Annotated in this window: 15 protein-coding genes and 1 tRNA gene; 13 read left to right on the plus strand and 3 right to left on the minus strand. The window is 59.3% G+C overall.

Annotation, left to right across the window (positions count from 1 at the left end):
- The first annotated feature begins 16 nt into the window (after positions 1-16).
- The 9 genes from U0988_RS04475 (at position 17) to U0988_RS04515 (ending at position 7,812) form a co-directional block, all read left to right on the plus strand.
- Positions 17-211 carry a hypothetical protein gene (locus U0988_RS04475; protein WP_322291441.1) on the plus strand — a complete coding sequence of 65 codons (195 nt, stop codon included), beginning with the start codon at positions 17-19 and terminating at the stop codon, positions 209-211.
- A complete protein-coding gene (gene petA / locus U0988_RS04480; RefSeq protein WP_322291442.1) occupies positions 204-791 on the plus strand; it encodes a ubiquinol-cytochrome c reductase iron-sulfur subunit in 588 nt (195 codons plus the stop codon). Before U0988_RS04475 ends, petA begins: the two co-directional genes overlap by 8 nt.
- An 18-nt stretch (positions 792-809) precedes the next feature.
- Positions 810-2,090 (plus strand): cytochrome b, encoded by a 1,281-nt coding sequence (locus U0988_RS04485; RefSeq protein ID WP_322291443.1) that lies wholly within the window; start codon positions 810-812, stop codon positions 2,088-2,090.
- Positions 2,091-2,130: 40 nt separating this feature from the next.
- Positions 2,131-2,997 carry a cytochrome c1 gene (locus U0988_RS04490; protein ID WP_322291444.1) on the plus strand — a complete coding sequence of 289 codons (867 nt, stop codon included), beginning with the start codon at positions 2,131-2,133 and terminating at the stop codon, positions 2,995-2,997.
- A gap of 96 nt (positions 2,998-3,093) precedes the next feature.
- Positions 3,094-3,630 (plus strand): adenine phosphoribosyltransferase, encoded by a 537-nt coding sequence (locus tag U0988_RS04495; RefSeq protein WP_322291445.1) that lies wholly within the window; start codon positions 3,094-3,096, stop codon positions 3,628-3,630.
- Between the two features lie 94 nt (positions 3,631-3,724).
- A complete protein-coding gene (locus U0988_RS04500; RefSeq protein WP_322291446.1) occupies positions 3,725-5,581 on the plus strand; it encodes a sodium:proton antiporter in 1,857 nt (618 codons plus the stop codon).
- A complete protein-coding gene (locus U0988_RS04505) occupies positions 5,578-6,198 on the plus strand; it encodes an OmpA family protein (RefSeq protein ID WP_322291447.1) in 621 nt (206 codons plus the stop codon). The genes U0988_RS04500 and U0988_RS04505 overlap by 4 nt, the downstream gene beginning before the upstream one ends.
- Positions 6,199-6,311: 113 nt before the next feature.
- Positions 6,312-6,385, plus strand: a tRNA-Gly gene (locus U0988_RS04510).
- A gap of 194 nt (positions 6,386-6,579) precedes the next feature.
- On the plus strand, positions 6,580-7,812 hold the full coding sequence (locus U0988_RS04515) for a tyrosine-type recombinase/integrase (RefSeq protein ID WP_322291455.1): 1,233 nt from the start codon (positions 6,580-6,582) through the stop codon (positions 7,810-7,812).
- A gap of 237 nt (positions 7,813-8,049) precedes the next feature.
- Here U0988_RS04515 and U0988_RS04520 read toward each other — a convergent pair whose 3' ends face one another.
- Positions 8,050-8,742 (minus strand): RES family NAD+ phosphorylase, encoded by a 693-nt coding sequence (locus U0988_RS04520; RefSeq protein ID WP_322291448.1) that lies wholly within the window; start codon positions 8,740-8,742, stop codon positions 8,050-8,052.
- 3 nt (positions 8,743-8,745) lie between these two features.
- On the minus strand, positions 8,746-9,141 hold the full coding sequence (locus U0988_RS04525) for an MbcA/ParS/Xre antitoxin family protein (RefSeq protein ID WP_322291449.1): 396 nt from the start codon (positions 9,139-9,141) through the stop codon (positions 8,746-8,748).
- Between the two features lie 133 nt (positions 9,142-9,274).
- On the opposite strand from U0988_RS04525, the gene U0988_RS04530 reads away from it, so the two are divergent.
- From U0988_RS04530 to U0988_RS04545, 4 genes are all read left to right on the plus strand, one after another.
- Entirely contained in the window at positions 9,275-9,490 is a 216-nt protein-coding gene (locus tag U0988_RS04530; protein ID WP_322291450.1) for a hypothetical protein, read from the plus strand.
- 57 nt (positions 9,491-9,547) lie between these two features.
- On the plus strand, positions 9,548-11,053 hold the full coding sequence (locus U0988_RS04535; protein WP_322291451.1) for a phospholipase effector Tle1 domain-containing protein: 1,506 nt from the start codon (positions 9,548-9,550) through the stop codon (positions 11,051-11,053).
- Between the two features lie 181 nt (positions 11,054-11,234).
- Positions 11,235-12,221 (plus strand): CBASS cGAMP-activated phospholipase, encoded by a 987-nt coding sequence (locus U0988_RS04540; protein WP_322291452.1) that lies wholly within the window; start codon positions 11,235-11,237, stop codon positions 12,219-12,221.
- 7 nt (positions 12,222-12,228) lie between these two features.
- Positions 12,229-13,638 (plus strand): CBASS cGAMP synthase, encoded by a 1,410-nt coding sequence (locus U0988_RS04545; RefSeq protein WP_322291453.1) that lies wholly within the window; start codon positions 12,229-12,231, stop codon positions 13,636-13,638.
- Between the two features lie 103 nt (positions 13,639-13,741).
- On the opposite strand, the gene U0988_RS04550 is transcribed toward U0988_RS04545, so the two are convergent.
- Positions 13,742-13,948 (minus strand): helix-turn-helix transcriptional regulator, encoded by a 207-nt coding sequence (locus U0988_RS04550; RefSeq protein WP_322291456.1) that lies wholly within the window; start codon positions 13,946-13,948, stop codon positions 13,742-13,744.
- Positions 13,949-14,257 lie beyond the last annotated feature (309 nt).

The following is a 14,257-nucleotide window of genomic DNA, read 5'->3' on the forward strand; positions in this document are numbered from 1 at the left end:
GATTGCGGAAAACCGAATGCGCCGTGCCAAAAATGCGGTTGGCAGCACCGGCAATCACGGCTATCAGCGCGCCCAAACCGGTGTCGGGCGGGGATTTCGTGAATCCGTCCGGCAGGCTTCAACGCTGGGGGCATATCTCGACACCGGGATCCCGATGCTGCTGTGGGCTGCGGACTATGGACGATTTGAACGAGGCTGGATGAATGGCTGATACGACTGGCACCGCAAACCCGGAACATTTGGACGCCGCTACCGGCGTTCACGGCGAAGACGGGGTCCGGCGGCGCGATTTCATCAATATTGCTGCGGTCAGCTTTGCGGGTGTCGGCACGGTCGCGGTGATCTATCCGCTGGTCAGCCAGATGGCGCCTTCGGCCGACGTGCTTGCCGAAAGCACTACCGAAATCGATGTCGGCGCGATCGAACCGGGCCAGGCCATCAAGGCCGTGTTCCGCAAACAGCCGCTGTTCGTGCGCCGCCTGACTCCGGCAGAAGTAAGTGCCGCCAACGACGTTGTCCTGGGCGAACTCCGCGATCCGGCATCGCTGGGCGACCGGACCAAGGAAGGTCACGGCGACATGCTGGTGACGATGGGCGTCTGCACCCATCTCGGCTGCGTCCCTCTCGGCGCTGCCGAAGGTGAGAACAAGGGCGAGTATGGCGGCTATTTCTGCCCGTGCCATGGTTCGCATTACGACACCGCCGGACGCATCCGCAAAGGCCCTGCACCCACGAACCTTCTGGTGCCGGAATATGAATTCACGTCCGACACTGTAATCCAGGTCGGCTGAAACCAAGAGGCAAGATAGATGAGTTTTCCCTGGGCCCGCGAATACCAGCCGACCAATGGCTTGATGAAGTTCTTCGACGAGAAACTTCCTCTGCCGCGCCTGATCTATGGCGCGATCGGTGCCGGCTATCCCGTTCCGCGCAACCTCAGCTACATGTGGAACTTCGGCGTATTGGCCGGTTTCTGCCTGGTGATGCAGATTGTCACCGGCGTGGTCCTGGCGATGCATTACGCGCCCAATGCGCTGGTCGCATTTGCCACCACCGAACATATCATGCGCGATGTAAACTGGGGCTGGTTGATGCGCTATGCCCACGCCAACGGGGCCAGCTTCTTCTTCCTTGTGGTCTATCTCCACATTTTCCGCGGCTTTTTCTATTCGTCCTACAAGGCACCGCGCGAGATGATCTGGCTGCTCGGCGTGACCATCTTCCTACTGATGATGGCAACCGCCTTCATGGGTTACGTCCTGCCATGGGGCCAGATGAGCTTCTGGGGCGCGAAGGTGATTACCGGGCTGTTCGGCGCCATTCCCTTGATCGGTGAGCCGATCCAGGTCTGGCTGCTCGGCGGATTTGCGCCGGACAACGCCGCGCTGAACCGTTTCTTCAGCCTGCATTTCCTGCTGCCCTTCGTGATTGCCGGCGTGGTGATCCTGCATATCTGGGCGCTGCACATCCCCGGTTCGTCCAATCCGACGGGCGTTGAAATCAAGACCGAAGCCGACACGCTGCCGTTCCACCCCTATTACACCGCCAAGGACGGCTTCGGCCTGGGCGTGTTCCTGCTGCTCTTCCTGGCGTTCGTGTTCTTCATTCCGAATTCGCTCGGCCATCCAGAAAACTACATCGAGGCCAATCCCCTCTCCACGCCAGCGTTGATCGTGCCCGAATGGTATTTCTACCCGTTCTACGCCATCCTGCGCGCGTTCACGATCGACTTCTTCTTCATTCCGGCGAAGCTGATGGGCGTGCTGGCGATGTTCGCCTCCATCCTTGTGTGGTTCTTCCTGCCATGGCTCGACAAGTCGCCCGTTCGCTCGGGTCATTACCGCCCGCTGTTCCGGATCTTCTTCTGGATCCTGGTGGTCGACATGGCGGCGCTGTTCTACCTCGGCGGCGCCCATGCCGAAGAGCCGTTCATCATGTTCAGCCAGCTGGCGACGGCGTATTATTTCCTCCATTTCCTGGTGATCCTGCCGATCGTTTCGTCGATCGAAAAGCCAAAGCCCTTGCCCTATTCCATCACGGAATCGGTCCTGGGGCCCGACAAGGACGTCAATCCGGCAGACGCGACGTGAACGCGCGAGCAATCGGTAAATTTAGTAGAAAGCGACTGACATGATCCGCCTCATCGGAATTCTGACTGGTTTGGTATTCGCCGTGGCGGCACTTTGGTCCTTCGGAAACGGGGCCTTCGTGGCTGCGACCGAGGGACTTGGCGAAGTCACCGCGGAGAAGGTGTTCTACGAACATCCCAAAGAACTGGACCTGCCGAGCAACGGCATTTTCGGGACCTTCGACGAAGCGCAGCTGCAGCGCGGATACCAAGTGTACAAGGAAGTGTGCTCGGCCTGTCATTCGCTGAAATTCGTGGCGTTCCGCGATCTGGCGCAGCTCGGCTACGATGAAGGCCAGATCAAGGCGGAAGCCGCGAGTTTCCAGGTGCCCGGGATCGATCCGAACACCGGGGAAGCCACCACCCGGCCCGGCCTGGCGACCGATTACTTCCCGTCCCCCTATCCCAACAGCGTGGCGGCCGCAGCGGCGAACAACAACGCCATTCCGCCCGACCTTTCGCTGATCACCAAGGCCCGTCACGACGGGGCCCCCTATGTCCATTCGCTGCTGACCGGCTATTCGGAAGTGCCCGCCGAGCTGACCCAGCAGTTCCCGAATTTTTCGACGCCCCCGGGCCTCAACTTCAACCGGTATTTCCCCAACCTCAACATCGCCATGTCGCCCCCGCTGGTGCAGGATGGACAGGTTACCTACGGTGAAGGCAACCCCGAACCGACGGTCGACCAGATGGCGACGGACGTAGCGGCTTTCCTGACCTGGACGGCGGAACCGACGCTGGTCAAGCGCCGCCAGACCGGATTTGCTGTGCTTGGCTTCGTCCTGTTTGCGACGATCCTGGCCTATTTCGCGAAGCAGCAGATCTGGGCCGCGGTCAAGCCGAAGAAGGCAGCCAAAGCGAAGGACTGATCTTCGGCCTGCGCTGCTTGCCGGACATTTTTTGAGATTTCGGACCCCTTGCATCCCGCGGTGCAAGGGGTCTGTTCACTTCGGGGGACTGAACGCATGGATTCCGACGCGCTCAAATCACTGGTCCGCACCGTTCCCGATTTTCCCGCACCGGGAATCCAGTTCCGCGACATCACCACCCTGATCAGCCACGGCCCCGGCCTGTCCGCCGCGGTCGACAATCTCGCTCGGCGCGCCGAGCAGGCGGGTGCCGAAGCCATTGCCGGAATTGAAGCCCGCGGCTTCATCTTCGGTGCCGCGGTTGCGGTCAGGCTGGGCATTGGCTTCGTGCCAGTGCGAAAGCCGGGCAAACTGCCGATCGAAACCATCGGCGTGGATTATGCGCTGGAATACGGCACCGACCGGCTGGAAGTGGATCCGGGTGCGATCACCGAGGGCCAGAACATGATCATCGTGGACGATCTGATCGCGACCGGCGGAACTGCGCTGGCTGCTGCCAAATTGCTGCGCATGGCCGGGGCGCAGGTCGGGCACGCGCTGTTCGTGATCGACCTTCCCGATCTCGGCGGGGCTGCCAGTCTGCGCAAGGCGGGGGTTTCGGTCGAGGCGATCATGCAGTTCGCGGGCGATTGAAGCGGGACATAATCGCCGCTTCGCGCATTGTCCCCATAGGCCCTCAGCCCCCGGCACCCTTGTGCCGCAGGTGTGAGGCTGCATAAGGGGACCCATGGAAGAACAGGCAATCGTGATCGCCCTGGTCGGCGTGCTGGGCATCGGCGCCCAGTGGATCGCCTGGCGCACCGGCTGGCCGGCGATCGTCCTGATGCTGGCGGCGGGATTTCTCGCAGGTCCGGTGTTTGGCGTCTTCGATCCGGAACATGCTTTCGGCGATCTGCTCGAACCGATGGTCGCGATCGGGGTGGCGCTGATCCTGTTCGAAGGCGGGCTCAGCCTCGACCTGCGCGAATTGCGACATGCCGGAGCCGGAGTGGTCCGCCTCGCCACCCTGGGAGTATTGCTCGGCTGGGCGTTCGGATCGCTGGCGGGGTTCTGGGTCGCCGGTTTGAACTGGCCCGTTGCCGTACTGTTCGGCGGCATCCTGGTGGTTACCGGCCCCACCGTGGTCATTCCGCTGCTCCGCCAGTCCTCCATCCAGACGCGCCCGGCATCGATCCTCAAGTGGGAAGCGATCGTCAACGATCCGACCGGCGCGCTGTGCGCAGTGATCGCCTATGAATATTTCCGCAAGGTGAGCGAGTTTCCGGACGCCACCATCTTCGAAGTCGTTCCCCCGCTGATCATTGCCGCAATCGTGGCCGGGTTGATCGGTTACGCGGCCGCCGCGGTGATTGCCTGGGCCTTTCCGCGCGGCGTCGTGCCGGAATATCTCAAGGTGCCGGTGTTGCTGACCACGGTGATCGCGGTCTTCGTGGCTTCCAACCAGATCGAACACGAAGCGGGCCTGCTGGCCGTGACGGTGATGGGGATTGCTCTCGCCAACATGAACGTTTCCAGCCTGCGCAGTATTCATCCGTTCAAACAGAACATCGCCGTTATCCTGGTGTCGGGCATTTTCATCCTGCTCGCGTCCTCGCTCAAGGTGGAGGACCTCGCCTATTTCAACTGGCGCTTTGGATTGTTCCTGCTGGCACTTCTGTTCATCGTGCGTCCGGCCACGATCCTGATCAGCCTCGCGTTCAGTTCGGTGCCGTGGAACGAGCGCCTGTTCCTGGCCTGGATCGCCCCGCGCGGCATCGTGCTGGTGGCGATTTCGGGCCTTTTTGCCCTGCGGCTTGCGGAACTTGGCTATGCCGACGGAAATGTGCTGATCGGCCTCAGTTTCGCGGTCGTGGTGGTGACCATCGTCGCGCATGGCTTCACCATCGATCTGGTCGCCAAATGGCTCAAGGTAAAGGGCGCGTCCCGCCCCGGGCTGCTTATCGTCGGCAGTACGCCGTGGACCATCGCGCTCGCCGAGCAGATGCACAAATTGAAAACGCCGGTGCTGGTGGTCGATCCCAGCTGGCAGCGGCTGTCGTCGGCGCGGCAGAAGGGGCTGCCGTTCTACCATGGCGAAATTCTTAACGAGGCGACGGAGCACAATCTCGATCTGACTCCGTTCCAGGTGCTGGTCGCCGCGACCGATAACGAGGCTTACAACGCGCTGGTGTGCAACGAGTTCGCCTATGAAATCGGGCGGGATTCGGTCTATCAGCTGGGCGAATCGGCGGGGCAGGACGATCACCGCAGACTGCCCGATTCGCTGCGCGGCCGCGCGTTGTTCGAATCCGGTTTCGGAGTCGAAGACGTGAACCAGCGGCAGACGGACGGGTGGATTTTCCGCCAGACCAAATTATCCCAGGAGTTCCGATACGCCGACGCGCAGGCGAAACTTCCCGAATCGGCCCACATGCTCCTCCTGCTGCGGGAAGGCGGAACCATGCGCTTCTTCACCCACGCTTCCCGGCCCGAACCGCGCGCCGGGGACATCATCATTTCCTTCTCACCACCGCAGAAGATCACGGCCGAGCAGGCGGCTGCGAAGAATGCGGAAAAACGCGGGTCGAAAGCCCAACCAGCATGATCATGACCAGAACCAGACTTACCGCCATCCTCGCGGCTGCAATTGTGCCGCTGGCCCTTGCGGCCTGTGACCGCAACCGGCCGGAACCCGCCCAAACGCCTCGGCCCGCTGCCACACCGGAAGAAAAGGTGTCGATATTCCGGCCAGAGGCCGAAGTTGTTCCCGTCGAAGCACCGCTCGGGCCGTTGGAAGCCAGCGTCAGTTTTGCGGAAGGTGGCAGCGAACTTAGCGACGCCGCGAAGGCGCAGCTCGCCACGATCCTGCAGTCCGAACAGATGAAGGCCGGCGGACAAGTGACCCTCCGGGGTCATACCGATTCAACCGGGGACGACGAGGCCAATCTGCGCGCCTCCCGCCGACGGGCGGAAGCCGTGCGGGACTATCTGGTCGAAAAGGGGGTTGAAGAAGACCGGATCGAAGTTATCCCGCTTGGGGAAATGCGCCCCGCCGCGCCCAACGCCAATCTCGACGGGACGCCTGACGAAGCGGGCCGCGCGGCGAATCGGCGGGTCGATGTCACCATTGCGTTGCCGGGCGCCCCATCCCCGGCGGATGATGGCGAGGCAGACGAGGGGGCAGCCTCGACGCTGGTTGAGGCAATTGCCGAGAGTGACTAACAACGCGGCGAGCGAAGAATGAAGCGCGCGGTTGACGAATCCCCGCCGATGATGGCAAGCGCACCGCACCGCTTGCGCGGGGCCCCGCCCCCGCGTAATAGCGCGGCAAGCGGGCGGGTATAGCTTAGTGGTAAAGCCCTAGCCTTCCAAGCTAGTGATGCGGGTTCGATTCCCGCTACCCGCTCCAGTTCTCAATCTCAAGACATCTCCAACAGCTTTACAAACCGCAGAATTCTGGGGTATTTTTGGCATTGTTCGGCTCATTGGATCGCACGGAATTCCAGGACAGCCCTCAATCTTGGGGGCCACTTCGCGAGAATAATGTGCCGAAAAAATGCTCGCGGCCCCAAGGTGGGGGCCCTTCGCAGAAAGGCCTCGACTATGCCCTTGACAGATATAGCGATTCGGTCCGCCAAGCCCCGTCAGAAGGCCTACAAGCTGTTTGACATGCAAGGCCTGTTTGTGCTGGTCCAACCATCGGGCGGCAAGCTCTGGCGGCTGAAGTACCGCTTCGGCGGTGTCGAGAAAAAGCTGAGCCTCGGTACCTACCCCCAGGTCAGTCTGCGTGACGCCCGCAAGAAGCGGGACGACGCCCGCGATCTTCTTGCCGACGGTAAGGACCCCTCGTTTGAGAAGCAGCGCGAAAAACTGAGAGCGCACACGTTGGCGGAAAACACCTTCACCAGCATCGCCAACGAATATTGCAGCAAGCGGCGGCGCGATGGCGACAGAGCCTGGGCGCCAGCCACGGCCATGCGCTGCGAATATCTGCTCAGCCTGCTGGACAGCTCGATCGGCAAAATGCCGATCCATGAAATCGAGCCCATCGATGCCCTTGCCGCCATCCGCAAGATCGAGAAGCGGGGTAAGCTGGAAAGCGCGCGGCGCACCTTGCAACTGGCCAGCGCCGTATTTCGCTACGCCGTGGCCACGGCTCGCCTGAGGTCGGACCCGACCCGGGACCTGCGCGGTGCGCTGACCACTCCCACGGTTACTCACTATGGAGCAGTTACCGATGCCAGTGAGGTCGGGGAGCTGCTTCGGTCCATTGACGGCTATGAAGGTCAGGGCATGACGAAATGGGCGCTGCAACTCGCGCCGCACGTCTTCGTGCGCCCCGGCGAGCTGCGCCATGCGCGATGGGATGAGATCGATCTGGAAACCGGACTGTGGACCATTCCGGCCGAGAAGATGAAGATGCGCAAGCCGCACCATGTCCCGCTCTCTCGGCAGTCGATTGCGATCCTGCAAGAAATCCGCTCGATCACAGGATCGTCAGGCTATGTTTTCCCGTCGATGCGATCACGAACGCGGCCGATGTCGGAGAACACCCTCAATGCGGCCCTGCGCCGTCTTGGTTATGCCAGCAACGAAATGACGGCACATGGTTTTCGGGCGATGGCGAGCACTCTGCTCAACGAATCGGGCAAGTGGTCCCCTGACGCGATCGAACGCGCGCTCGCGCATGGTGACGGAGACAAGGTCCGTGCTGCCTATCATCGCGGGACGCATTGGAAGGAGCGCGTCGCAATGGCGCAGTGGTGGTCTGATCTCCTCGATACGTTGCGCAGCGGCGCCACCATTCTGCCTTTCCCGGGAATGATGGCTGGCTGAGCGTTTGGCGATTACTCGAATTGTCAATTCGGCCGCTCGTCATTGAGCATGTTTGGGTTGGAATTGGGCCGGGTGCGGATTGACAGGTTTTGAGCTGCGAGGCTATCAAAGTGGCCATTCCGTTTCCCTCCGCACCTCGATCAATTGCGGCATTCGATTAGCTCCCATAAACCGGACATGCTTATCAGCCTGACTGAACCAGCCCTACGCCCGCGTCACTATCAGTCAGTCAAGGGTCTATGCGGCTAGAACTTGCTCTTGGCCGAACAAATCATCCGGATCAATTTCCGGTTTTCTGTCATTGAAAGCATAGATCGAGACGATACGCTCGCCGTCCCATTCGAAACGGTAGTGAACGGTCTGTACAGATCGGCCGAGTGCGTTCTTGTCGGTTACGGCCAGGCAATCGGCAAAAGGACGCTCATGCGCTCGGAAAAGCACACCGGCTGCATCTTCAGGCAGCGGGTTGGCTGCCTCACGCCTTACCGTCAGCTCGGTGGAATCAGGGAGGTGCCGAAGATCGGCAAAACTTCCTTCGACCGGCGTTTTAAGCATTCGCATGTCCAGTCCAATCGGCGGCTCGCTGGTTCGACGTAGGAACAGTTCCCGCCGTCGCACGGCGATAGCAAGCGCAGTTTGAATATCGGTTGCGAGTTCCAGGGCGGGTCGCGTCGGCTCGAAGAACCGGCTACCTTCAGGATTGATGTATTTGAACGGTGCGAGATTCCAGTTCTGGAGTTGAGGAGAATCGGGGTTTCCATAAATCTCTAACAATCGGCTCTCCGATTGGAGCCGCGGATTGGTCAGATTCTCGACCCCGACCAGCTCCCCGAAGCGATCGTTCGCAACCAGCCCCGCATAGACAGGAACTGGCGGAAAGCGCGATGGAATGAGGCGATAGCCGACGCCCTTGTATGGAACAAGTTCCACGTTCTAGCCTCCACGCTGCGCATCGATGTACTGGCGCACGTCGAGGATGTCGGACATCTTGCCCCCGAGCATGACATCCAATGCACTGCGCCCGTCCCAGTAGTCATTGGGTCGGCTTATCCAGGCTTCACCACGATCGTCGCGCGTGAAGAGAATTCTGAGCGCCTTCCAAATGCTCAGCAGGTGAGACAGGCGTTCGATCGTGTCATGCGGCAGGTTGCCGCCTTCCTTCTTCCACTTGAAGAAGGTCGATCGGCCCGGCGATCCGAGCAGTATGATCTGCTGATCCGTGGTCAAATCCCAGCGCTCGGTTATCTCGAAAAACGCTTCTAGCTCAGCTGCTGGAGTCTTTTCAGCCCGGCCGCCCATGAGGGCGCCGGGCACGGCGTGTTGCAACATGTCTACTTCCGATCCATATTTGGACTTGACAGCCTAATTAGTCCCGAGTCATACACTCCATTTCGGGACTCGATTCCAACTTTAGTCCAAATTGCGCGGCGCGCAAGAGTCTTAAGGTTAAAGGAGACGTCACATGGCAGGGAAGAAGGGTGGTGGTCGGTATCGCAGTGCAATCAGCGGGCGCTACGTGACAGCGAAGCACGGCAAGGTGAGTCCGCGCACGACGGTCAAGGAAAGTGGAGGAAAGTCCGGTAGCACTGGTGGTGCCTATCGCAGCGCGATCAGCGGGCGGTTCGTTACGGCCAAGCAAGGGCGCTCCAGTCCGCACACCACAGTACGCGAGAAATGAATGCGGTTTCGGCGGGCGCAACTCCTGCCGAACTTGTACAGGAAGATGAAGGTTTGCATGCTCGAAGACTTAGCCACCAGTATCAGCGCCATCGATAGCGAGGGACATATCTCCCAACCCACGCCTGCCGGTCGCAGGTTGGTTTTCTGTTTCGACGGTTCGTGGAACAAGCTCGATACCAAGCAGCATCCCACCAATGTTGTGCTGGTCGCAGAAAGCGTTCCCCCGATCGACAAGGATGGCCGGGACCAGATTGTCTTCTACGATGAGGGCGTCGGCACTTCTTCCGACGAAGCCTTCCGAGGCGGTGCCTTCGGCAAGGGGTTAATCGCCAATGTTCAGGAAGCCTACCGCTTCCTGATCTTCAACTACCGGCCGGGCGATGAGATATTCGTCTTCGGGTTCAGTCGCGGTGCCTTTACTGCGCGGACCTTCATCGGTTTCATTAAGTGCGCCGGTATCCTGTCTGTCAACAGCGCCCGCCAAATCCGCCGAGCCTGGGAGCTTTACCGCGAGTGCGCGAGTAATGATGGCGATGCTGCCCAAGAGGTGCTGGAGTTTCGCTTGGAGCACTGTCCAGATTTGTGCGTGTCAGAAGTGGAGCTTGCGTGGCGGCGACGCAAGAATCCTGAAGCTGCTGCCCACGTCATCAGGGTAAGGTATTGCGGCGTTTGGGACACGGTTGGCTCGCTCGGCTGGAAGGCAGTCGCCGCTACTTTCGATCGACGGCCCGACAAGCGCTACAAGCAGCACGACACGCAACTCTCCCAACTCGTCGAAGGCGCTCGTCATGCCGTCGCACTCGACGAACGGCGCGTTCATTTCATGCCGACGTTATTGCGCAATATCCGTGAGCTCAATGTCGCCGCCGGCCACGATCCCTATGGCGAGGATGCGCCCTACCAGGAGAAGTGGTTCCCCGGCGATCATGGATCAGTCGGCGGCGGTGGTCCCGAGCGCGGACTCTCCAACGCAGCGCTTCATTGGGTTATGAAAGGAGCGATCGATATGGGACTTGAGGTCGACCTCACCGGTCGCTCGCAACTCTCGGATATCCGCTACGATGCATCGGCTCCGCTGCACAATACCCCGTCCGAAGGGCTGAAATGGAAGACGATCGGTAGCTATGTCACCGGACGCGGACTGGCCTTTTTCAAGGACAAGCTGCTCACCTCCTCGCGCAGTGGCCCAGCGGAGATCTGCGACATACATCCTTCCGCGCTGCGCAAATGGTTCCTGCCACCTACCGAAAGCAAAGACAAAGGCTACCGCCCCAAGACCCTTAAGCATTTGAAGGAAAAGATCGAAGAGCAGCGTGACCTGTTCGATCCGCCCGCGAAAGAAGACTATCCCGTACACGTCGTAGAGCCTGGCGAAAGTCTTTATCGCATCGCGCGCAGGCTGCTTGGCGATCCGGCCCGGCGCGCTGAGATTTTCGCGCTCAACCGTGATCTGATCGACGATCCCGACGACATCTTCCCGGGAGATAAGCTGCGCCTCCCTCTGGGCGCCACGTCTGGAACTGTCGAGGAAGAAAAGATTCCAAAAGATGAGGCAGTCTGAGGATACGGACTTACTTCGCCGATTTTATAGCGTATCTCGTTGGTCAACCGGCCGCATGGAGCGTTTTACACTGGGTACTTTTCCCTTGTAACTGGCCTCTTCATGAATTGACGTACGACACCTTAGCGGCCTCAATCAAAGAGCGTCTTGTTCTTTCTCTTCTCGAGATCAAGGGGACAAAATGAGTTTCCGCATTTTATCATTGTCTGGCGGCGGCTTTCTGGGCCTTTACACTGCAGCGTTGCTTGCAGAACTCGAAGAGCGCTCGGGCAGATCGGTAGCTGACGCGTTCGATCTATTCGCGGGCACCTCCATCGGTGGGATCATAGCATTGGGGCTTTCGGCGGGACGAAGTGCGGTCGAGATACGAGACACCTTTATAGCGCATGGCCCAGCGATCTTCCCTAAGGACATTGCTAAGTATTCGGCCGAGAAATTTGGCCGTTTCCTTCGAAACATTCCCTCACCCTCCTACTCTCCGACGGCGCTGCGTGACACCATCGCCGACATCGTGGGATCAGAGACGCGGATGTTTGATTTGCGAAGGCCCACCGTCATACCCGCCGTAAATCTCACAAAGGGCGGGCCAAGAATTTTCAAGACAGGCCACAATGGTCGGTTTGTCATCGATTGGCGATTGCCAGTCGTCGACGTAGCCCTCGCTACATCGGCAGCACCCACATATTTTCCGGCTCACCGCATCGGTAATGAACTCTTCGCGGATGGCGGCATGTACGCCAACTCTCCCGACCTTATCGCATTGCATGAGGCTGAGATGTTTCTGGGGGTCGATCGCAAGGAGGTGAAAGTGCTGAGCATCGGCACCACCACGACGGATTTCGCCATGTCAGGCTCAGCCGATCCCAATCTCGGTTTGTGGGGCTGGGCTAAGGGCCAGCGCCTTTCCAATATTATGATCGGCGCTCAGCAGGCGCTCACGAACGACATGATGATTCACGCGCTGGGCGATCGCTACATGCGCATAGATCGCCGCCAGTCGGATGAGCAGCGTCTCGAACTGGCTCTGGATGTCGCAACCCCACGCGCGATCGCAAACTTGCAATCTCTCGCTGCAAATTCGTTTGCCGAAGTATCGGCCGACCCACGCCTTCTGGATTTCTTGTCGCACGACGCGCCGGAATTCACGTTCATCAACGCTAATTTTTGAGTTTCTGATGGCCCACGCAGCACGTCTATTTTTCAAGCAAAATTCTGAGCAGACGCTTCACGCCAGAATTACACCGTCGTCCGAACAATTCGAATCTCAGCAGGCAAGGTGGAACGACCTCGCAGATTTCCTGAGGGCACGGCTGAAAGAAGACACAGGGTATCCGATCAGCACCTGGCTACAAGGGTCGTACAAGTTCGCCACGCAAATCCGCCCTTCGAAGACGGGAAGGGAATTCGACATCGATTTAGGGCTCTATTTCGAGTGGCCGGGCGAGGATGATGCTGACGAATACGGCCCATGCGGATTCAAGGAATTCGTGCAGAATGCGCTAGAGGACTACGCAGCGGACGCCGATAATGATGCGCGCAACGTAGATGATCCAAAGGAACGGTGCGGGCGCGTAAATTTCGAACCAGATTTTCATATTGATGTCCCTTGCTATCACCTAGACCGAGATGACGACAGGAGGGCTCTCGCGACCGAAACGAAGGGTTGGGAGACGAGCGATCCCAAGGCTATGTACAAATGGTTCCGGGATCTGAATGAGGACGCTGTTCGGGCGTTAATACGGCGCCTGGTGCGCTACCTGAAAATGTGGGCCGCCCTCAAGATTGAGGATGACCAAGGCCGACCATCATCGATCATGTTGACAGTTCTCGCGGGCGAGGGATTTGGGAAAATCGACCGCAATGCCTGCGATGGTGATGATGAGCTGTTGGAAGCGCTGATAACCTTGATTGCAGACCGGTTCGATGGGTCGAAGGAAGTCGCTAATCCAGTCGACCAAGACGAGGATCTGAATCGTCTTTCCGACGAGGCAAACGAGGGGTTCGCCAAAAAGTTGCGCGAGTTCGAAGAAATTGCTCGGCGCGCCAACGCGGCCACCAACGAAGAGACAGCTGCGGAGATTTGGACAGAGGCCTTCGAACACTTTTTTCCAATGCCGGAAGATATGGAAGAGGGAGAAGACGAAGCTTCAGCAGCGAATCAGACGGAAGGTCAAAGCACTGCTCTGGCTACATACGCTTTCGATCCGAGGATCAGTGTGCGCGCTGTGTCTAAGGGCAATCCGAATTACACCAGAGAGGGTATCAACTCGCTTCCTCTAATCTGCAAAAACTGCCGTATTTATTTCAAGCTGGAGAACGCACCCGATCTTCCCGTGGGGGCCTCTGTTCGCTGGACCGTCCGCAACAAAGGGCGAGATGCATGGCGCATCAATGACATCGGACATCTGTCCGGAGACGGCGATACTGCTGAAGAGAATTCTGCCTATAATGGCAAGCACTCAATGGACGTTACGGTCTATCAGTTTGGACGCATTATCGGGCGACGTCGCGTTGAAATCGAAGTTCGCGGAAATGCCATGCCTGCAAGACAGTTGCCCAGGAGGCGGGGTTTTTTGCGGCGCTGAGGATTGGGTCGGTAGCCTGGGTGAGAGCGGAGAAGAATGGCAGCCTTCGGACGATTGCGAAACGCGCACCAACTTCCGAAATGAGGACGCGAAGCCACCGCCTTCAACTATCCTCAGCTTGATAAAACATGGGGTTTCTCATCCATGCGTTGACGGCGGACTCCCGCCAGCCGGCGCAGCGGGTGGCAATACGCACCTGTCTCGGAAATGCGCCGATCTGGATTTTTCGGTACAGTGTCGCCCGCGATAGTCCGGTACGATCAAGCACGGCGTTGAGGCGAAGGATGCGGTCTGGAGCGTCGTTGGTCATCATGCTGGTTCCTGAGTTGCGGTTGGTTGTCGTGCTCCCCTGGAACAAGAATTGAGACCGAATCCTTTGAGGTCAAGGCTCTGAAAAATAGCCTTTTGCGCCATACCTTACCCTTGGTTTCCGATGAGGGCCCAACGTTGCCGAGCGTGCGAAAAATAATTTTCGGCCATGCGACAAGCCGGGGCGTCACCCGGTCCTTCGGCCCGGGCCGCGCTCTACTTTCGCTACGCTTCAGCCGAGCCGCCTTCGGCGTCTCGGCGGCCTGGCCGTGACGATCGCTGACGCTTGCCGGGCCGCCTTTCGCGGCCC

It is taken from the genome of Allopontixanthobacter sp. (assembly GCF_034376665.1).
Lineage (GTDB): Bacteria > Pseudomonadota > Alphaproteobacteria > Sphingomonadales > Sphingomonadaceae > Allopontixanthobacter.